The organism is Marinobacter sp. E2, assembly GCF_055755345.1.
Map to the genome: position 1 here is coordinate 1,250,086 of NZ_CM146911.1, position 19,029 is coordinate 1,269,114.

Annotated in this window: 16 protein-coding genes and 1 pseudogene; 8 read left to right on the forward strand and 9 right to left on the reverse strand. The window is 60.0% G+C overall.

Going from position 1 to position 19,029, the window contains the following annotated elements; all coding sequences use genetic code 11:
- The first annotated feature begins 12 nt into the window (after positions 1-12).
- Positions 13-768, forward strand: coding sequence for a maleate cis-trans isomerase family protein (locus tag AC0J1C_RS05735; RefSeq protein ID WP_473045977.1), 756 nt, complete (start codon positions 13-15; stop codon positions 766-768).
- 32 nt (positions 769-800) lie between these two features.
- On the opposite strand, the pseudogene AC0J1C_RS05740 reads toward AC0J1C_RS05735, so the two are convergent.
- From AC0J1C_RS05740 to AC0J1C_RS05760, 5 genes and pseudogenes are all read right to left on the reverse strand, one after another.
- Positions 801-983, reverse strand: a pseudogene (locus tag AC0J1C_RS05740) (NAD(P)/FAD-dependent oxidoreductase); the annotation flags it as partial.
- A gap of 791 nt (positions 984-1,774) precedes the next feature.
- Positions 1,775-2,893, reverse strand: a complete 1,119-nt coding sequence (locus AC0J1C_RS05745; protein WP_473045978.1) for an RCC1 domain-containing protein — start codon at positions 2,891-2,893, stop codon at positions 1,775-1,777.
- Between the two features lie 364 nt (positions 2,894-3,257).
- Positions 3,258-4,451, reverse strand: coding sequence for a BaiN/RdsA family NAD(P)/FAD-dependent oxidoreductase (locus tag AC0J1C_RS05750; protein WP_473045979.1), 1,194 nt, complete (start codon positions 4,449-4,451; stop codon positions 3,258-3,260).
- Between the two features lie 43 nt (positions 4,452-4,494).
- Entirely contained in the window at positions 4,495-5,301 is an 807-nt protein-coding gene (locus tag AC0J1C_RS05755; RefSeq protein WP_473045980.1) for a PhzF family phenazine biosynthesis protein, read from the reverse strand.
- A complete protein-coding gene (locus tag AC0J1C_RS05760) occupies positions 5,298-5,582 on the reverse strand; it encodes a hypothetical protein (RefSeq protein ID WP_473045981.1) in 285 nt (94 codons plus the stop codon). Before AC0J1C_RS05760 ends, AC0J1C_RS05755 begins: the two co-directional genes overlap by 4 nt.
- A 261-nt stretch (positions 5,583-5,843) precedes the next feature.
- On the opposite strand from AC0J1C_RS05760, the gene AC0J1C_RS05765 reads away from it, so the two are divergent.
- Positions 5,844-7,259 (forward strand): aminotransferase-like domain-containing protein, encoded by a 1,416-nt coding sequence (locus AC0J1C_RS05765; protein ID WP_473045983.1) that lies wholly within the window; start codon positions 5,844-5,846, stop codon positions 7,257-7,259.
- Between the two features lie 11 nt (positions 7,260-7,270).
- Here AC0J1C_RS05765 and AC0J1C_RS05770 read toward each other — a convergent pair whose 3' ends face one another.
- On the reverse strand, positions 7,271-7,939 hold the full coding sequence (locus tag AC0J1C_RS05770) for a response regulator transcription factor (protein WP_473045984.1): 669 nt from the start codon (positions 7,937-7,939) through the stop codon (positions 7,271-7,273).
- Positions 7,932-9,434 carry a sensor histidine kinase gene (locus AC0J1C_RS05775; protein ID WP_473045985.1) on the reverse strand — a complete coding sequence of 501 codons (1,503 nt, stop codon included), beginning with the start codon at positions 9,432-9,434 and terminating at the stop codon, positions 7,932-7,934. The genes AC0J1C_RS05770 and AC0J1C_RS05775 overlap by 8 nt, the downstream gene beginning before the upstream one ends.
- Positions 9,435-9,586: 152 nt before the next feature.
- Here AC0J1C_RS05775 and AC0J1C_RS05780 point away from each other — a divergent pair, with 152 nt between their 5' ends.
- The 5 genes from AC0J1C_RS05780 to AC0J1C_RS05800 all read left to right on the forward strand — a co-directional run bounded on the left by AC0J1C_RS05780 (position 9,587) and on the right by AC0J1C_RS05800 (position 15,237).
- Complete coding sequence (locus AC0J1C_RS05780; protein WP_473045986.1) at positions 9,587-11,215, forward strand: acyl-CoA synthetase; 1,629 nt, start codon at positions 9,587-9,589, stop codon at positions 11,213-11,215.
- A gap of 255 nt (positions 11,216-11,470) precedes the next feature.
- Positions 11,471-12,304 carry a metal-dependent hydrolase gene (locus AC0J1C_RS05785; protein WP_473045987.1) on the forward strand — a complete coding sequence of 278 codons (834 nt, stop codon included), beginning with the start codon at positions 11,471-11,473 and terminating at the stop codon, positions 12,302-12,304.
- A gap of 110 nt (positions 12,305-12,414) precedes the next feature.
- Positions 12,415-13,365, forward strand: coding sequence for a DegV family protein (locus tag AC0J1C_RS05790; protein WP_375192026.1), 951 nt, complete (start codon positions 12,415-12,417; stop codon positions 13,363-13,365).
- A gap of 148 nt (positions 13,366-13,513) precedes the next feature.
- The gene (locus AC0J1C_RS05795; protein ID WP_473045988.1) at positions 13,514-14,548 is read left to right on the forward strand and encodes a hypothetical protein; all 1,035 of its coding nucleotides are present in this window, start codon (positions 13,514-13,516) and stop codon (positions 14,546-14,548) included.
- Between the two features lie 41 nt (positions 14,549-14,589).
- Positions 14,590-15,237, forward strand: a complete 648-nt coding sequence (locus AC0J1C_RS05800) for a LysE family translocator (RefSeq protein ID WP_473045989.1) — start codon at positions 14,590-14,592, stop codon at positions 15,235-15,237.
- A 102-nt stretch (positions 15,238-15,339) separates the two neighbouring features.
- On the opposite strand, the gene fdxA is transcribed toward AC0J1C_RS05800, so the two are convergent.
- Both fdxA and mutS read right to left on the reverse strand, forming a co-directional pair.
- Entirely contained in the window at positions 15,340-15,663 is a 324-nt protein-coding gene (fdxA, locus tag AC0J1C_RS05805; protein ID WP_088828887.1) for a ferredoxin FdxA, read from the reverse strand.
- 152 nt (positions 15,664-15,815) lie between these two features.
- Entirely contained in the window at positions 15,816-18,437 is a 2,622-nt protein-coding gene (mutS, locus tag AC0J1C_RS05810; RefSeq protein ID WP_473045990.1) for a DNA mismatch repair protein MutS, read from the reverse strand.
- An 82-nt stretch (positions 18,438-18,519) separates the two neighbouring features.
- Between mutS and pncC the strand changes: the two genes are divergently transcribed.
- The gene (pncC, locus tag AC0J1C_RS05815; RefSeq protein WP_473045991.1) at positions 18,520-19,020 is read left to right on the forward strand and encodes a nicotinamide-nucleotide amidase; all 501 of its coding nucleotides are present in this window, start codon (positions 18,520-18,522) and stop codon (positions 19,018-19,020) included.
- Positions 19,021-19,029: the final 9 nt, after the last annotated feature.

Consider the following 19,029-nt stretch of genomic DNA (forward strand, 5'->3'; position numbering starts at 1 on the left):
CGGAGACCTGCTATGACGAAAACCTACCGGATCGGCCAGATAGTGCCGAGTTCCAATACCACCATGGAAACCGAAATCCCGGCCATGCTGAGGGCCCGGGGAGCCGTTGAGCCGGAACGCTTTACCTTCCATTCAAGCCGCATGCGCATGAAAAAGGTGACCCGGGAAGAGCTGGCGGCCATGGACGACGAGTCTGATCGCTGTGCCCTGGAACTCTCCGATGCCGCTGTGGACGTGATGGGCTACGCCTGCCTGGTTGCCATCATGAGCCGCGGCGCCGGCTACCATCGGGAGTCACAGGCCCGCCTGCAGGGTGTTGCCGAGTCTAACGGACACCCGACTCCGGTGGTTACCAGTGCAGGCGCGCTCACTCAGGGGCTGGCTGTCCTGGGCGCCAAACGGGTCGCCATCATCACGCCTTACATGAGACCGCTGACCGACATGGTCATCGACTACATCGAGGCCGAAGGCTTCCAGGTGGTTGATAGCATCGCGCTGGAGATACCGGACAACCTTGAGGTGGGCCGCCAGGATCCGCTGGCGCTGACCGACATCGTCCAGCGTCTCGACACCCAGGGGGCGGATGCCGTTGTGCTGTCTGCCTGTGTGCAGATGCCCTCGCTGGCGTCCATCCAGCAGGTGGAAGACGCCCTCGGCAAGCCTGTAGTGTCGGCGGCTACCTGCACCACGTTCCAGATCCTCAAGGCGCTGGGCCTCGATACCGTGGTTCCGAACGCGGGGAGATTGCTGAGCGGGCGTTATCGCTAGGTAATAACGGTAGTAAAGACTGCGCCATTGAGTCAGGCGTCGTTGCTTGCGGCGACGCCGGATGCCCAGGCCCACTGGAAGTTGTGCCCGCCCAGGTGCCCGGTGACATCCACCACCCAACCGATGAAATGGGGGTTTGATCGGTCCGGTACTGCCATGGTTTTTAAGTTGAGGCGGAGGATGTCTACGCCATCAAGGGTGACTTCCGCCGTTTTCATAACACCTCTTAGAAAGTTGTTAAAGGATGCGAAGCGGACATTCAGATTGTTCAAGCATACGCCCGGCATACCGCTCTGTTTGAGGTGTCTTTAGGAATAGGCTCGATGGTGTTTGCGACTCAGAACAGGAGATCCCGAGACCTAGCTTGATCACTCGGGCGTTGTCGCTTTCAGCCCGGGAGATTCAGATCGCATCAAGCTGGGCATCATTTCTGAACTGGTGCGCGGGCTGGCGCCGGGCGCTTGCAGCGGCTCTTTGTGGGACAGCTGCCTTGCTAATCGCTCCTCCATTGGATCGGTCCTAACAGATTCATGATGCGGGTCCCCACAGTTTCTCGGCACGATCATTCGGTACACAATTCGACGCTCGGGTATAGGGACAGACGGATCACCGCTCCGGTCCTCGGGTAACGAGAACCCCTGATAGCCTTGGTCTTTGTAAATCGCCCTGGAAAGGACCTGCCGAGCCTCCATCAAATCCAGGAAATCCGCCTCGACGCTGTAAATCAGGAATCGAGAGTCGCTCGGACAACGTGGGTCGGCGCCAACGAAGTTTTCTTTGATCGGGTAAAAAAAGCCTGTAAACGACGCTGGCTCGACCTTAACCGGTCCAAGACTGCTACCGCAGCCCCCCAGCAAGGAGAAGATCAAAGCGCAGGGCACACGCTTGACCAAGACGGTTTTTATCACCAACCTACACCCAAGAATAAAATACGATGTGTCCCCATCCTAACAGATGCTAATGCTGGCTACCACGAAGAAGATCAACGGGGCAAACTCAGACATACTCACTCCTCAATTTTGTCTGGAGACTGGTATTCTTGAAACGAGTAATCCTCGAGGAAATATTTAACCGGAAACAGCCAATGCTCCTCAGGAACCAACCTGAGTACATTGCCATTGTTTTTTATGAAAAAAATCGAGTAATTTTGCGAGTAAAAATCAACAACACCGTCAGGTACTTTTATAAACTCTGGATCAGTAATGTACCCGCTATTTGTCCATTCAATAGGTCCCAATAGTTGATCTCCCCACCCAAGATATTCACTATCATATGTTTTGGCTATTCTTACCCCCGACCCCATTATTTTTTCCACACCGGATAAAGTCGGGTGTTTAGTTATACGATCAACAGGTTTGGTATTTCCATTTCCGAGTGTGCCCGCCGTATTTGAACCGAACATGTAGACATCACCCGATTCACATACGAACATCACATCCACTCCAATATCTATATTCTTGACAAGGCATGGAATATCGAGCTTCTTAGGCTCCCAAGAGATTTTGTCTTCTTTTCCCAGTAGACCTTTCATGGAACCAGGATTGCCCCAAGCATAAACGCTACCTGATTCTGAAATTGCAAAAGATATAGAGTATGAAACTACCTTTTTTATTGGTTCTTCGAGTTGATACTTTCGGCCTTGATACTCATCGTTGATATCAGCCCCCCATATCTGAACAGTTGTATGATCATCAAACAGAACAATCGATGCATAATGAGAAGAGTCAAAATCCACCACTCCACAAAGGCCATCAAACCTTTTAGGCGCTTCAATTATTTTCTCTTCTTGAAAACCTAACTGGCCATACCTATTACTTCCCCAGGCCCAAATGCATCCGTCAGAATCCAGGGCAAGCGCATGATTTTTACCGACATCAATACCGACAATATTTCCCAGAACCGGGACGCGGAACACTTCATCGTCCAGAGGCCTAGAGGTCCTAAGATAAATATTCCCTCGACCATAACCAAAGACGCTACCATCTGCCTGGACCACATAGAGCGTTCCACTGCTAACGCTGGCTTTATGATCCTTGGCCGCCAGTGCCTTCCCGGATACGCAGAGCAGAATGAGTAGCCCTGAGAGTATGCCAATAACTGTCTTGCTTTCCTTTGCTGTGGGCATTGCTGGTTCCTCTGTAAAGCATTCATCAGAATTCAGAGCCCATACTCGGGCTGGACCTGCAATCAATGAAAATTGTGCAGGCCGCTGATGCTAGAAGGCTATGTGCCAAAATTAATCGCAGACGGGCATCGGTAGCAAAACCAGATTCCAAAGGGTTCACCTCAATGCATTTATTGGGGAGAATCTAGATGAGCGCGAATGTCCGCTTTTGTTTAAAAGCCCACTTGGATAACCCGCATCTCGGGCGCCCCGGCGCCTTTCAGGCTCTCGATACTCGACAATTGTCCTAAACCAACAATGCACTGAAGTTGTTGGTCTAACGATAATTGCTATTGTCCCAATCTGAATTGTTCGAAGCCAATGGTCAGGCGCTGTTGCCCGCCGCCACGCCTGACGCCCAGGCCCACTGAAAGTTGTGCCCACCCAGGTGCCCGGTGACATCCACCACCTCACCGATGAAATACAGGTTAGGCCGCTCCAGCACCGCCATGGTTTTCGAGGAGAGCTGGCGGGTGTCGACGCCACCAAGGGTGACTTCCGCTGTGCGGTAGCCTTCGGTGCCGGCCGGTTTGATGGACCATTGGCCCAGAACCTCTGCCACCTGGTCAATATCACTGTTTTTGTACGCCTGCAGCGGGCCGCTCCAGCCCTGCAATTCGTTGAAGGCCTGGGCGAAGCGTTTTGGCAGGTGTTGGCCCAGGTACTGGCCGATGGTGGACTGGGGGCGTTGTTTGCGAAGTTCGAGCAAATCGCTGCGGATCTGGCAGGCGGGCAGCAGGTTGATGGCCAGGCTGTCGCCCGGCTGCCAGAAGCTGGAGATCTGCAGCATGGCCGGGCCGCTGAGCCCGCGATGGGTCACCAGCATGGGTTCGCGGAAATGCTGGCCATGGCAGTGCACGTCGACAGGACAGCTGACGCCGGAAAGCGGTGCCAGCTGCTCCTTCAGCTCCGGATGCAGGGTAAACGGCACCAGGCCCGCGCGGGTGGGCAGCACCTTCAGGCCGAACTGCTCGGCAATGCGATAGCCGAAGCCGGTGGCCCCCATGGTGGGAATCGACAGGCCGCCGGTGGCAATCACCAGTGAATCGCAGGTCAGGTCCCCGGAGCCCGTGCGCAGGCGGTAGCCGCCGTCGGTTTCGGAGACCCTCTCAACGGCGGTTTTAAGGCGCACCTCGGCGCCTGCCCACTCGCACTCGGTCAGCAGCATGTTGAGAATGTCCTTTGCGCTGTCCTTGCAGAAAAGCTGTCCCGGGGCTTTTTCCTCGTGCTCAATGCCGTGGCGGTCCACCAGTTCCAGGAAGTCCTGGGGTGTGTAGCGCTTGAGCGCGGAAATACAGTAAGGGGGGTTGTCCGACAGGAAGTTGGCGGGGGTGCTGTTCAGGTTGGTGAAGTTGCACCGACCGCCGCCGGACATGAGGATTTTCTTGCCGGGTTTGTTGGCGTGGTCCAGTACCAGCACGCTCCGGCCACGATAACCTGCGGTAGCCGCGCACATCAGGCCGGCGGCGCCGGCACCGACGATGATTACGTTGAAGTGGGATGCTGAACCTGCCGCCATACTGCCCGCCAATCCGAGGAAAATGGCGGGCAGTATACCAGCCTCAGGGCAGGTGGACGGAGCCTTCCATGTAGAAAGCGGCCTGGCCGGCGATGTCCACCCGGTCGCCTTTCAGTTCGCAGCGAAGCACGCCGCCCCGGGCGGACACCTGCCGGGCATTCAGGCGGGTCTTGCCGAGCTGTTCGGCCCAGTAGGGCACCAGCACGCTGTGAATGGATCCGGTGACCGGGTCTTCCTCAATGCCAGCGCCGGGGGCGAAATAGCGGCTGACAAAGTCGCAGTCCTGGCCCGGCGCCGTCACGATCAGTCCCTGGTTGCCCAGCTGTTTCAGTTTGCGCAGGTCCGGCTGTGCCGCCCGCACCGCGGCTTCGTCCTCAAGGACCACCATATAGTTGGTGTCGTTGGGAACAAAGAACGCGGTATCCGGGGCGCCTTCCAAGGCCTCCCTGACCAGCGCCGGGGTCGGCTTCTGCTCGAAAGGCAGGTTCGGGAAATCCAGAACCAGCCAGCCATCGTCGGTTTGCCTCACGGCAAGCGGGCCGCTTTTTGAGCGGAATCGAATCTGCTCTCCTGTCCAGCCAAGCTTGTTGAAGATCACCCACGCGCTCGCCAGGGTGGCGTGGCCGCACAGCGGTACTTCAGTGCCCGGCGTGAACCAGCGAATGTGGAAGTCGGCGTCTTCGTTGTTGTCGAGGCGAACGAAGTACGCGGTTTCCGACAGGTTGTTCTCAAGCGCCAGCGACTGCATCACGTTGTCGGGCAGCCACTGCTCCAGCGGCATAACGGCAGCCGGGTTGCCCCCGAACACTGTGTTGGTAAAGGCATCAACCTGGTAGATGGGGTGTTTCATAGTCTGTTCTCCCTGAATGATCGTCTAGCGTATTGGTGTGCCCGGTGCCGGGCAAACAACTCCAGCTCATGGGCTGTGTAGAAATGAAGCTCCGGTAGCGGCGCCGAATGAGTCAGTACCCAGTGGTCCGGGGCCGGTTCACTCATTGAAAAGCCGAGATCATCCAGCCATTGACGAGTGACATCCATGCCTTTCAGCAGGGGCGCGGCACAGGCCTGAAGGCCCAGGAGATCCTTGCGCGTTGTCGGCGGTGGTGCGAGGTGTGTGTTGGCGATACCCATGGTGAAACTCCTTCTTCGGTTCTCGATGTTGCTATTGTCCGTCCTCGCTGACAGCCATAACAGATTCAGATATTCTGGAATTGAACCGGTACAGAGAGGTGCCAGTGGTCTCTGTTACGGTGATTTTCGGCGGTATCTGTACTGCACGGACCAGTGCCAGGTCTGGTGCAATAGGGTGTAAGGCTCTACGGGTGTAATGCTCTAAGGGTGTAATGCTCCAAGGGTGAAGGAAACGAAGGTCAGGCAGACGAGGGACGTGACATGGGCATTCTCTACAACCAGGTGGCGGATCAGCTTCAGGAACTGATCCGGGACGGTGTCTACCGCGACGGTGATCGCTTGCCGGGCGTGCGAATGCTCAGCCGGCAGTTCGGGGTGAGCATCTCCACCATCCTCCAGGCCCACCAGACGCTCGAAGCCCGGGGCTTTCTGCAGGCGCGGGAACGCAGTGGCTATTTCGTGCGGTTGCCGGCGGTGGATGCCCCCGAGCCGGTGATGCGCAGGCACCGCAGCCGGCCGGTCCCGGTCAGCGCCCGGGAAATGACGCTGGATCTCTGTGCCGACGAACAGAAGCGTATGGTGCCCCTGGCCACGGCCATTCCTCACCCGGATTACCTGCCGCTGCGACAGATCCAGCAAAGCACACTCTGGGCCGCGCGTCGGGGGCTGGAAACCCTGGATTACGCCTTTCCGGGCAAGGAATCGTTCCGTCGACAGATTGCCCAGCGCATGGCAACGCTGGGTGTACCGATAACGCCGGATGACGTGCTGGCCACCAACGGGGCCCAGGAGGCCATTATTCTGGCACTGCGGGCGGTGACACAGCCCGGTGATATTGTGGCGGTGGAGTCGCCGTCGTTTCCCGGTATCCTGCAGGCACTGGAAGTGGTGGGTCTGAAAGTGATCGAAATTCCCACCCATCCTTCAGAGGGGCTGAGCCTTGAAGGCCTGCAACTGGCGTTGGAACAGTGGCCGCTCAAAGCCTGCGTGGTGGTGACCAATCACAGCAACCCCATGGGCGCGCGCATGTCCGACGAGCGCAAGAAGCAGCTTGTGTCCATGCTGGCGGCGGCCAACGTGCCGCTGATCGAGGATGACATCTACGGCGACCTTTACCATTCCGGTGACCGGCCCCGACCGGCCAAGGCGTTTGACCGTACCGACAGCGTGATCTACTGCAGCTCCTTCTCGAAAACCATTTCACCGGGCCTGCGCCTCGGCTGGATGGTGCCGGGGCGGTTCATGGCCAGCGCGCGGCAGCACAAGTATTTCGTTAACCTCGCCACCTCGTCGATTCCGCAGATGGCGGTGGCGCATTTCCTGGAGCAGGGCGGTTACGATCGTTACCTGCGTTCGGCCCGGCAGCATTACCGGGAGAGCACCGAGCGGTTACGCACGGCGGTCGCCAGATCGTTTCCTGAGGGAACGGCGGTCAGCCGGCCCCAGGGTGGGTTTGTGCTCTGGGTGCAACTACCGGATGGCGTGTCGGGAACCCGGGTGTACCAGAAGGCGAGGGCGGAGAGCATCAATGTAGCCCCCGGCCTGATGTTCTCCACCGCCAACAAGTACGAAAACTGCCTGAGACTGAACAGCGCCAACCCCTGGAGCGAGCGCATAGAGCAGGCCGTGGCCCGGCTCGGAGCCATGGCTCACGAAGACCTGGCTGCCCGGGATTAGTGGTCTTCTGGCTACTCGCCACGAAGGTTCAGTGGCGCCAGCAGCCCGGCGGCGATCGCCAGGCCGGTCACATCCGGCAGGCGGTCGACGCCCAGGCGTTTCATGACCCGCGCCCGGTAGAGATCGATGGTCTTCACGCTGACATCCAGCTGCTCGGCAATCTCCCGGCTGGTGTAACCCTGTGCCATGGGCAGGAACACATCCCGTTCCCGCCGGGTGAGTGTGGCCAGCAGAGCTTCGGTTGCGTCATCGCCCTGAAAACGTTCGCTACTCTGGCGATGGTCCTGCAGGGCCTGCTGCACGCTGTCGAGCAGAAGCTGCTCGTTGAAAGGCTTCTCGATGAAGTCAAAGGCACCGGACTTGAAGGCCCGGACCACAATGGGAACGTCCGCATGGCCCGAGACAAAAATGATCGGCAGCGCCAACCCCCGTTTCTGGAGCTCTTCCTGCACGTTCAGCCCGCCTAGCCCCGGCATCCGGATGTCCAGCACCAGGCACCCGGCCTGGGAGTCGCCCAGGGCGTCGAGGAACTGCCGGCCGTCGCTGTAGGCTTTCACGTTCAGCCCGACCGATTCCAGAAGCCACTGGGTGGATTCCAGCATGCCGGCGTCGTCGTCCACCACGAAGACCGTGGAGGCGTCCGGGATGGCCGTGGCTGCCGGTGCGACGTGTTTACTCATCAGGTTCGATCTCCTCGGTTCTTGTTCTGGAGTTTTGCGGGGCGCCGGCCGGGAAGCGGCAGATCAGGGAGAGGCCTCCGGTGGCCGCCGGGCGTGCGTCCAGAAAGCCGCCAAAGCCTTCGATGATCGACCGGCTCATGGACAGCCCGAGACCAAGCCCCTGAGGCTTGCTGGTGAAAAACGGCTGGAACATCTGCCGGATCTCCGCCTCCGCAAGGCCTGGCCCCTCGTCGGTGACTTCAATCAGGGTTTCGTTCTGCTCATTAACGCAGGTGCTGATCACAATCTGCGACGGGGTCTCTGGTGACGTTGGATTCTGGTGCTCGGCGTTTGCCTCAATGCCGTTGCGGATCAGGTTGATCAGTACCTGCTCCAGCAGCACCGGGTCGGCGGTGATCACCGGGGCGCACCGTGCCAGCTTTTCCCGGATTTTGACATGGCTCTTCTCCGCTTCCCACTGGCACAGCCGGGCGACGTTACTGACCACGTCGTTCAGGGACACGGGCGCCGTGCGCTTCTGGCCCTTGCGCAGGAACGCGCGCAGGCGCTTGATCACTTCCGACGCGCGATTGGCGTGGTGAACAATTTTCTGCAGGCCGTCGTCTACCCGCTCGAGGCATTGCGCATTGGTCTGCGCGCTTTTCAGGTAGCGCTGGCTGGCGCTGGCGAAGTTCACGATGGTGGCCAGCGGCTGGTTCATCTCATGGGCGATGCTGGACGCGAGTTCCCCCAGGGTGGCGAGGCGAGCCGTGTGGGCCAGTTCGTCTGCCAGGCGGCGATTGTTTTCCTCGGATTCCACCCGGGCCGTAATATCGCGGGACACGCTGACCACCTCGACCACGGCGCCCGTGTAGGTTTCCCGGATGGCCCGGCTGGCAATCTCGAACCAGCGGCGGGAGCCGTCCCGGTGGGTGATCTCCAGAGTCATGGTGGCGTAGCCGTCGTCCCGCAGGCGGTTGCGGGTCTCCGCCAGTTGCTGGGCCACGTTGCTGCCCTGGAACACCTCTTCCAGCGCCTTGCCACGCAGCTCTTCCGGCCAATAGCCCAGAAGCCGCCAGGAAGCGGGCGTGGCATCAATAAAGCGCCCGTCCGGGGCGTGGCGGGAAATGAGATCGGTGGTGTTCTCGGTAATCAGCCGATACAGGCGGCTGGCGCGGGTGGCGTCTTCCCGGGTGAGTACGTCATCGGTGGCGTCCCGGGCCCGCGCAAGTACACGGCCCGAGCCGGTATCCGGGATGAACGTCCACATCAGAATGGTGGAGCCGACCCGGGATTCCACGTGCTCAATGGCCCGTCGCTGTCCCAGCGATGCAGCGGCCAGTGCCTGTACGTTGACGGGCAGAAGCCGGGCTGGTGACGCCAGCGCCTTCTCCTGACACAGGGCGGTGCTGGCGTGATTTCCTTCCAGTACGGCGCCGCTGGCATCAAGGAGCAGCGCGGGTTGCGGGTCGGCCTCGTGCAAACTAAATACACTGGAAGAGGAAGCATCGTTCATGGCTGGGACATATGGTATGTGCACTATAATACGTTGGTGTAATTTCTAGTATTCATTCTATCAAATACTATTTTTTCCAGCTCAAAGTATAGCCAGTTCTGCGATATTCCTGAATACGCCATAAGAACAACAGCACCTGAGAGGACCACACCATGACCTCGATTTTTGATCAGGGCCTCGCGCCCGTTGATGCCAACTACGCCGTTCAGTCACCCATTGATTTCATTGAACGCACCGCCGCTGTCTACCCCGAGTACCCGGCGGTGATTCACGGCGCCATCCGCTATACCTGGGCCCAGACCTACGAGCGCTGTCGTCGCCTGGCGTCTGCCCTGCAGGGGCGTGGTATTGGTCGCGGTGACACCGTGGCGGTGATGCTGCCGAACATTCCGGCCATGGTGGAGGCCCACTTTGGCGTGCCCATGATCGGCGCCGTACTCAACACTCTGAACGTTCGTCTGGATGCCGAGGCCATTGCCTTCATGCTGGAACATGGTGAAGCGAAGGTTGTGATCGCCGATCGGGAATTCGGCGAGGTGATCCGGGACGCGGTCGGTCGTCTCGACACCAAACCCCTGGTGATTGATGTGGACGATCCTGAATACGGCGAGGGTGTTCAGGTGAGCGATCTGGATTACGAGGCTTTCCTGCGGGAAGGGGATCCGGCCTTCCAATGGCACTTCCCGGAGAACGAATGGGATGCCATTTCCCTGAATTACACGTCAGGCACCACCGGCAATCCGAAAGGCGTGGTGTATCACCACCGTGGTGCTTACCTCAATGCACTGGGCAATCAGGCCGTGTGGTCCATGGACATGCACCCGGTGTACCTCTGGACCCTGCCGATGTTCCATTGCAACGGCTGGTGTTTCCCCTGGACTATCACTGCCATGGCCGGCACTCATGTTTGCCTGCGCCGGGTGGACCCGGAGAAGATTCTGCAGTTGATTCGAGACCACCAGGTGACCCACATGTGCGGCGCACCGATTGTCCTGAACGCGCTGTTGAACGTACCGGAATCCGCCAAGGCGGGGATTGATCACGAGGTTAAATCCATGACCGCCGGTGCTGCACCCCCTGCCCAGGTGATCGGTGCGATTGAGGAAATGGGCATTCAGGTGACCCACGTTTATGGCCTGACCGAAGTCTACGGGCCGGTAACCGTGTGTGCCTGGAAATCCGAGTGGGATGCGCTGCCGCTGCACGATCGTGCACGCAAGAAGGCCCGCCAGGGCGTTCGTTACCACACCCTGGGCGGCACCATGGTGGGCGACCCGAACACCATGGAACCGGTACCGAAAGACGGCAAGACCATTGGTGAGATCTTCCTGCGCGGCAATACCGTGATGAAGGGTTATCTGAAGAACCCCAAGGCCACCGAGGAAGCCTTCCGGGGTGGCTGGTTCCACACCGGTGATCTCGCGGTCTGGCACGAAGACGGCTACATGGAAATCAAGGACCGGTTGAAGGACATCATCATTTCCGGTGGCGAGAACATCTCCACCATCGAGGTGGAAGATACCCTGTACCGTCACCCGGCCGTCCTGGAGGCGGCGGTGGTTGCCCGGCCCGACGAAAAGTGGGGTGAGACACCCTGCGCCTTCGTCACCCTCAAGCCGGAAGCCGGCCAGGTGACCGAGGAAGACATCATCACCTTCTGCCGGGAGCATCTGGCGCGCTTCAAAGTGCCCAAGACCGTTGTGTTCTCGGAGCTGCCCAAGACCTCCACGGGCAAGATCCAGAAGTTTGTTCTGCGGGACCAGGCCAAAGAGCTGGACTGAGCCCCACCGCTTCGGCGACGCCAACCCCCTGTGTGTCCTTGGGAGGCCTTGAGCCTCCCTTTTTTTGCCGGTCGGGTTTTGCTGTTCGGCGCCTGGCTGTTTCGTTTTGACAAAATGTCATTTCGTGACAATTTGTCGAATTATTGCCCCTAACGCCTTCCTTCGCGCTGCTCGCCGGGTTTACACTGACCTTTCTGGTGAATTTTTGCCCGCTCTTCGTTCAGGATAACAACACAAGAAAAACGGGAGGCAGTTATGACCATCAGCTCCACGCCCGAGGGCGTCTCCGTTGAGCCCAGGCATCTGCGGTTCGATGTCAGCGAAGATCTGAAAACGCTCTGGCACGGCAACGACGCATTCCGTACCGCTTTTTTCAACGCGCTGTCGCTGCAGTTTCCCGACGGCGAGCAGCAGTTTATCAATGCCGTGAGGCTGTACCGTGACCGGATTGAAGACCCCAAGCTGAAAGCGGAAATCCGGGGCTTTATCGGACAGGAAGCCCTGCACAGCCGTGAGCACAGGGAATACAACGACGCCCTGAAGGCCCGTGGTTATGACATCGACGCCCTCGACCGGCGTTTTCGCAAGCACATGGAGTGGGTAGGCAAGTTGCCCCCGAGCCGGCAACTGGCGGGCACCTGCGGTGCGGAACACTACACGGCGGTTCTGGCCAACGCCATTCTGCGCCACCCGGAATGGATGGAAGGGGCGTCGCCGACGATGGCCAGGCTCTGGCGCTGGCACGCCATTGAGGAAACCGAGCATAAATCGGTGGCCTTTGATGTCTACCGGGAATGCGTGGGCAACGAGCGCCTGCGCCGGATCGTGTTCCTGTTTGTCACCTGGAATTTCTTCAAGTACACCTTCCTGAACACCTGCAGCCTGCTCAAGACCGATGGCAAGCTCTGGAGCCTGCGCACCTGGCTGGGCGGCATCAACTTTCTGTGGGGAAAGCCGGGCGTGTTACGTACTTGCCTCCCCGAGTTCCTGGCGTACTTCCGCAAGGGATTTCACCCCTGGCAGCAGGACAACCGGGACTTGCTTGAGCGCACGCTCAAGGAGCTTGAACTGGCGCCTCCGGCGGGTTAGCTTCTCGTTGCTGAAATTCTGGTCAGGTTGTGTAAGACTGGACGGCACCAAAAATAATGACAATAAAGGGCGCTTCCGGCGAGGAAGCGGTCCGGAGCTGGAGGCCCGCCATGCGAGTTGGTTTGATCGTCGATTCCGCGTGTGATTTACCGTATGAGTTCAGCAGAAAACACGACCTGTTCATCCTTCCCGTGACCGCCGTTATCGACGGCCAGACCTACATAGACGAACACGACCCCGTCCGAACCCAGGAGTTCTACCAGAGCGGCCTGCTGCAGAAAGGCCACGAGGCCGAAACCCGTGCCTTCAGTGCCGAGCAGATCCATGAGCTGTTCATGGAAAAGATCGTGACTCAGTTTGACCTTGCCATCTGCGAAACCGTAACCAAGACTCGCAGCCTGATTTTCCAGAACGCCACCGAGGCCATGAACAGCGTTCTGTCGAACTATGAACGGGCCAGGACGGCGGCCGGCCGCGAGGGTCGGTTTTTCATGCGGGTGATCGACAGCAAGCAGATTTTTGCCGGCCAGGGCCTCCTGGCGGCGCACACACTCCGTCTGATTGACCAGAAGCTGACCAAGAATGCGCTGCGGCACGAGGTGGAGGCCTTCACTGACAAGATCTACACCTGCGTGATTCCACGGGATCTGCACTACATTCGCGAGCGGGCCCGCCGCCGCGGCGACAAGAGTGTGTCGGCGCTGGTCGCGTTTCTTGGCAAGGCCCTGAATATTACCCCGGTCATCTTCGGTCAGGGGGCAGAGGGTCAGCCCGTTGCCAAAACCCGGAGCTTCGATGTGGCGGTGGAGAAGGTGATGAATTACGCCGCCGCACGGGTGGAAGCGGGTCTCCTGACCCCCTACGTGAGTCTTTCCTGCGGGCTGACCTGGACCGAAATTGAGGACCTTCCGGGGCTGAACCGCCTGCGCGATGCCTGCGAGCGTAACGGTGTTGAGCTGCTGCTTTCCCAGATGGGCATTACCAGCAGTATCTACGTGGGCCCCGGCAGCCTGTGCCTGGCCCTGGCCGCCGAGCCCCACAGCTTCAGCGACTTCCAGTAGCCTCTTCAAGACCTTCTCTCTGGCCGGATCGGGGGCTGACTGGCCCCCGTGCATCCCTTCGCCTGTAGTTTTGGCAAACCCGCCGGGCCTTCGTTCGTGTTAGCCTCCGGCCATCGGTTTTCACTTTAACCACAGGACATCTGACACCATGACCAAAGGCACAACGGATCTCGCCGACCAGTTGCTGGAGCAGCACGTAAAGCACGAGCTGGCCTTGCTGAAGGGTGCCAAACTGCGCAAGTTCCTCAAGCAGGAGCTGGAGGAACTCTGGCAACAGGCCGGTACGCTGACCCTTAACCGCGTGACCTCCGAGGATCAGGTGATGGGCGTGATTCACCGGATCGTGATGAACATGGAACTGGACGCCGGTATTCCTGAGCTGGCGGCGGAAATGGCGACAGAAGTGCTGAATGCGGATGTGCAGTCGACGACCACCCTGGGCGAGATCATTTCCCGCGATCAGGCCACCGGCTTCCTGGAAGAGGCCCTCGAGTTGCGCCAGCAGCGGGAGCGGGTGATCAGCGAGATCATGTCTCATCCTGTGTATCAGGAACTGGTCGCCAATGTGGTGTACCACGGGCTGGTGAATTACCTGTACGAGGACAACCTGATCACCAAATCGGTGCCGGGCGTGGGTTCGATGATGAAATTCGGCAAGCGCATGGCCAACAGGGCGGTGCCGGGCCTGGACGAAACCTTCGAGCGTCGCCTCAAGGCCTGGCTGTCCGACAGCCTGCCGGGCCTGATCAGCCGGAGTGAGCAGTTTCTCCACAAGGCGTTGTCGGATGACGAGCTTCGGGACAGCGTGATGGCTGCCTGGGTGGCTGTGGAGGATCGCACCATTGCCGAGCTCCAGGAAGGGCTGGGCGATGTGGAGCTGCAGGAGTTTGTGGTGCTGGGCTACGAGTTCTGGCTGCAGTTCCGCAAAACCCCTTACTTCGAGGGCTGTGCCCGGGCGGTGGTCGCGCATCTGTTCGAGAAGTACGGTGACCGGCCCGTGGTTGACCTGCTGGGCGACGTTGGTGTGAGCCAGGAGGTGATCATGGCCGAAATCGACGCCTACGCAATTCCGGTTATAGACGTGTTGCGGGAAGAGGGCTATGTTGAAGCCCTGATCCGCCGACGACTGACACCGTTCTACAAGTCTGCCGCGGCAAAGAAGATTCTCCAGCAGGGGGCCTGATCAGGTCGCGGCCTCCTGTTGTGCTTTGAGGAGGCAGTGCCATGATCTCCGATCTGTTCTGGGCCTATCTGGTCGCCATTACCCTGCTTACCATTACGCCGGGAGTCGATACGCTCCTGGTGATGCGCAATACCGGTCGGGGTGGTTTGCGGGATGGCTGCGCGACCAGTGTCGGCATCTGCAGCGGCCTGTTCATTCACGCTACACTCTCTGCCCTCGGCATCTCCCTGTTGCTGGTGGAAACGGCCTGGGCCTTTACCGCCCTGAAGTGGGCCGGTGCCCTCTATCTGATCTGGCTGGGTATTGGTTCGCTGCGCCAGGCGTTTCGCCGGAGCCGGGCGGCTCCTGACAGTGCGACCGCAGACGTGCCCGCGTCAATCGCTCTAAGGCATGTTGGCGTGGCGGTGTCGTTTCGGGAGGGCGTACTCTCCAACGTTCTGAATCCCAAAACCGCGTTGTTCTATATGGCGCTGCTGCCGCAGTTTATTGATCCTGCCGGAAATGCCTTCCAGCAATCGCTGCTGCTGGCCGGGGTGCACTTCCTGCTGGCGATGGTGTGGCAATGTGGCCTGGCGTGGGTGGTGGTCACCTTCCGCAGCCTGGGGGTTAACGCCCGGCTGAAAAAGCTGCTCAACGGCCTGACCGGTGGATTCTTCGTTGCCATGGGTGCCAAGCTAGCCAGCAGCTGAGAACAGGCGAGCGCGGCCGGGCGCCGTAACTGCTCAAAGAAAAAGGGAAGCCGAGGCTTCCCTTTTCCGTTCCGGTGCTTTTTTCGTTCCAGCGCCGGCGTGTTACTTCTCCAGGTACTGGAGCTTGTTCGGCTTGCCGTCCCATTCCTCGGCATCCGGCAGCGGGTCTTTCTTCTCGGTGATGTTCGGCCACTTGGCGGCCAGCTCGGCATTGAGCTCCACAAACTGGACCTGGTCGGCAGGCAGCTCGTCCTCGGAGAAAATGGCCTCGGCCGGGCACTCGGGCTCGCACAGGGCGCAGTCGATACACTCGTCCGGATCAATTACCAGGAAGTTCGGTCCTTCGTAGAAACAATCTACCGGGCAGACTTCCACGCAGTCTGTGTATTTGCACTTGATGCAGTTATCAGTAACGATAAACGCCATAGTCAGATCCCTGGTCCAGTGGTCGGTCAATCTCATCAGGAGCGCCGTACGGAGCCCCACCGTTATATTTTAGTGCGCGATATTGTAGGGAGGGACCCTCACAGCCGCAAGCGTTGCCCTGCTATAACCTTATTACCCAGATCAACTCGCTGCTATTTTTTCAGTAACTCTTTCAATTCGTACAGCCGGTTCATGGCTTCCCGGGGCGTGAGATCATCCACATCCAGCGCTTTCAGTGCCTCTTCCACAGCGCTGGGCTCCAGACTGGCAAACATGTCGCCCTGGTAGACGGGCTCGCTGGCCTTCGGGGCAGCCGGTGCTGGAGCAGGCCGGGTTTTATCCTGACTGCCTGGCGTGGCCGGGCTGGCGCTGCCTTCCAGATGGGACAGCTGTGCCTTGGCATTGCGGATCACGTCCTGGGGCACCCCGGCCAGTTTTGCCACCTGCAGGCCGTAGCTCTGGCTGGCGGGGCCATCGTGCACGTTATGCAGAAATACGATGCTGTCATCGTGCTCGGTGGCTGTCAGGTGCACGTTCACCGCGTGCTGCAGCTCGTCGGCCAGCTGCGTCAGTTCGAAATAATGGGTGGCAAACAGGGTATAACAGCGGATTTCCCGGGCCAGGTGTTCGGCGGTGGCCCAGGCCAGTGACAGGCCATCAAAGGTGCTGGTGCCCCGGCCCACCTCGTCCATCAGCACCAGGCTGTGCTCGGTGGCGTTGTGCAGGATGTTGGCGGTTTCGGTCATTTCCACCATGAAAGTAGAGCGGCCACCGGCAATGTCGTCGGAGGACCCCATGCGGGTGAAGATACGGTCCACCGGGCCGATCACCGCCCGGTTGGCGGGCACGAAGCTGCCGGTGTAGGCGAGCAGTGCGATGAGTGCCGCCTGACGCATGTAGGTGGACTTACCGCCCATGTTGGGGCCGGTGATCACCAGCATGCGCCGCTGGGTGTCCATCAACAGATCGTTGGGCACAAAGGGCTCGTCCAGCAGCTGTTCAACCACCGGATGACGGCCCTCCTCGATATCAAACCCGGGCGATTCGCTGAATTCCGGTGCGGAGAACCGCAGTGAGGTAGCCCGCTCGGCAAAGTTGCTGAGCACATCCAGCTCCGCCAGTGCCTGGGCCGCGTCCTGCAGTGGCGCCAGCTGCTCGGCCACGGTTTCCAGCACCTCGTCGTACAGGCCCTTTTCCCGGGCCAGGGCCCGGCTTTTGGCGCTCAGCGCCTTGTCCTCGAACTCCTTCAGCTCCGGGGTAATAAAGCGCTCGGCGTTTTTCAGGGTCTGGCGGCGAATGTAGTCCGCGGGCGCCTGGGCCGACTGGGCCCGGGTAATTTCAATGTAGTAGCCGTGCACCCGGTTATAGCCCACTTTCAGGGTGCTGATGCCGGTGCGCTCGCGCTCACGGGTCTCCACATCCAACAGGTACTGGCCGGCGTTCTCGCTGATGTTGCGCAACTCATCCAGCTCTTCGTCGAAGCCCTCCCGGATCACGCCGCCCTCGCGAATCACCACCGGTGGATTATCGATGATCGCCCGTTCCAGCAGGTCGGCCAGTTCGGGGTACTCGCCAATGGTGGTGGCCAGCTTGACCACGTGGTGGGAGTTAACCGGCTTCAGGGCTTCCTGCAGCTCCGGCAGGGTCTGGAAGGCGTCGCGCAGGCGCGCCAGGTCCCGTGGACGGGCCGAGCGCAGTGCCACCCGCGCCAGTACCCGTTCAATGTCGCCCACGGCTTTGAGCAGATCGTGCACCGGCTCGTAGTGGAACCCGTCCAGCAGCGCGGAAACCGCCTGCTGGCGCTGGCGCACAATCTCCACGTCACGCAGCGGCCGGTTGAGCCAGCGCCGCAGTTCGCGGCCACCCATGGCGGTGGCGGTGCGGTCCATCACCCAGGCCAGGGTGTACTGGTGGCCGCCCATCAGGTTGGTGTCGATCTCGAGGTTGCGGCGGCTGGCGGCGTCGAGGATGACGGCCTCGTCGCGGCGCTCGCGGGTCAGCTTGCGAATGTGGGGCAGGGCGGTACGCTGGGTTTCCCGGGCGTATTGCAACAGGCAGCCGGCGGCGCAGATGGCCAGGTGCAGGTCTTCACAGCCAAAACCGGTGAGGTCGCGCACCTGGAGCTGCTGGGTAATCACCCGCCGGGCGGTGTCGGATTCAAACAGCCAGGGACCCTGGCGCCGGATGCCGGTGAAGCCCTCCAGGATCTCCTCGAAGGGAAAATCCTCGCTGATCAGGATCTCTGCCGGCCTCAGCCGCTGGAGCTCACCCTGCAGGGCCTCAAGATTCTCCAGTTCAGACACCGCAAACCGACCGCTGGAGATGTCCAGGGAGGCAAAACCGAACTGTTCCCGGTTGTTGAAGATGGCCACGAGCAGGTTGTCGCGGCGGTCTTCGAGGTACGCGTCGTCGCTCAGGGTACCGGGGGTTACAATACGCACCACCTGGCGCTCGACCGGCCCCTTGCTGGTGGCCGGGTCGCCGATCTGCTCGCAGATGGCGATGGATTGACCCGCCCGAACCAGCCGGGCAATGTAACCCTCAGAGGAATGGTAGGGGATACCTGCCATGGGAATGGGGTTGCCGCCGGACTGGCCCCGGGCGGTGAGCGTAATGTCCATGAGTTCGGCCGCTTTCTTGGCGTCCTCGTAGAACAGCTCATAGAAATCGCCCATCCGGTAGAACACCAGTTCATTGGGGTGCTGGCCCTTGATCTTCAGGTACTGCTGCATCATCGGGGTGTGCTTGGAAAGATCGGTCTGAGCTGCTGACATGAACGGGTCCGGTTCGCCTGGCTTTGGGTGAAGGCGTGAATTGTAAGAAAATAACCGCCGCGATGAAACGAAGGAGGTCATTATGCTGGCCAGCGATCAGCAATTGGAAGACGCGGGCAACCGCCTGGGCGACCGGCTACTTGGTACCGGCCGCACGGTAGCCACTGCCGAGAGTTGTACCGGTGGCTGGGTGGCCAAGGTGTTGACGGATCGGGCCGGGTCTTCGGCCTATGTGCTCGGTGGCCTGGTGACCTACAGCAACGAGGCCAAGCAGGCGCTGTTGGGCGTTACAAAGAAATCCCTGGATGAGCACGGCGCGGTCAGCGAGCCCGTGGTGCGAGAGATGGTGGCCGGCGCCCTGGCCGCCACGGGCGCCAGCGTGGCGGTGGCCATCAGTGGCGTGGCCGGCCCTGGCGGAGGCAGTGAGGAGAAGCCGGTGGGCACGGTCTGGTTTGCCTGGGGCAGCAGCCCGGCGAGCACGGTGGCGGTGGTCAGGCATTTCGAGGGCGACCGGGATCGGGTGCGTCGGCAGGCCGTTCTCTTTGCGCTTCAGGGGGTTACCGGCTTTCTGGATGAAGTCTGACCGATTTCA

What these genes read in the sequence shown, in the direction of transcription:
- AC0J1C_RS05750 (WP_473045979.1), bottom strand. Translation starts at nt 4,451, where the DNA reads ATGGCGGCAGGTTCAGCATCCCACTTCAACGTAATCATCGTCGGTGCC.
- AC0J1C_RS05745 (WP_473045978.1), bottom strand. Translation starts at nt 2,893, where the DNA reads ATGCCCACAGCAAAGGAAAGCAAGACAGTTATTGGCATACTCTCAGGG.
- AC0J1C_RS05790 (WP_375192026.1), top strand. Translation starts at nt 12,415, where the DNA reads ATGCGAGTTGGTTTGATCGTCGATTCCGCGTGTGATTTACCGTATGAG.
- AC0J1C_RS05770 (WP_473045984.1), bottom strand. Translation starts at nt 7,939, where the DNA reads ATGAGTAAACACGTCGCACCGGCAGCCACGGCCATCCCGGACGCCTCC.
- AC0J1C_RS05755 (WP_473045980.1), bottom strand. Translation starts at nt 5,301, where the DNA reads ATGAAACACCCCATCTACCAGGTTGATGCCTTTACCAACACAGTGTTC.
- AC0J1C_RS05785 (WP_473045987.1), top strand. Translation starts at nt 11,471, where the DNA reads ATGACCATCAGCTCCACGCCCGAGGGCGTCTCCGTTGAGCCCAGGCAT.
- AC0J1C_RS05800 (WP_473045989.1), top strand. Translation starts at nt 14,590, where the DNA reads ATGATCTCCGATCTGTTCTGGGCCTATCTGGTCGCCATTACCCTGCTT.
- AC0J1C_RS05765 (WP_473045983.1), top strand. Translation starts at nt 5,844, where the DNA reads ATGGGCATTCTCTACAACCAGGTGGCGGATCAGCTTCAGGAACTGATC.
- AC0J1C_RS05760 (WP_473045981.1), bottom strand. Translation starts at nt 5,582, where the DNA reads ATGGGTATCGCCAACACACACCTCGCACCACCGCCGACAACGCGCAAG.
- AC0J1C_RS05780 (WP_473045986.1), top strand. Translation starts at nt 9,587, where the DNA reads ATGACCTCGATTTTTGATCAGGGCCTCGCGCCCGTTGATGCCAACTAC.
- pncC (WP_473045991.1), top strand. Translation starts at nt 18,520, where the DNA reads ATGCTGGCCAGCGATCAGCAATTGGAAGACGCGGGCAACCGCCTGGGC.
- AC0J1C_RS05795 (WP_473045988.1), top strand. Translation starts at nt 13,514, where the DNA reads ATGACCAAAGGCACAACGGATCTCGCCGACCAGTTGCTGGAGCAGCAC.
- fdxA (WP_088828887.1), bottom strand. Translation starts at nt 15,663, where the DNA reads ATGGCGTTTATCGTTACTGATAACTGCATCAAGTGCAAATACACAGAC.
- AC0J1C_RS05775 (WP_473045985.1), bottom strand. Translation starts at nt 9,434, where the DNA reads ATGAACGATGCTTCCTCTTCCAGTGTATTTAGTTTGCACGAGGCCGAC.
- mutS (WP_473045990.1), bottom strand. Translation starts at nt 18,437, where the DNA reads ATGTCAGCAGCTCAGACCGATCTTTCCAAGCACACCCCGATGATGCAG.
- AC0J1C_RS05735 (WP_473045977.1), top strand. Translation starts at nt 13, where the DNA reads ATGACGAAAACCTACCGGATCGGCCAGATAGTGCCGAGTTCCAATACC.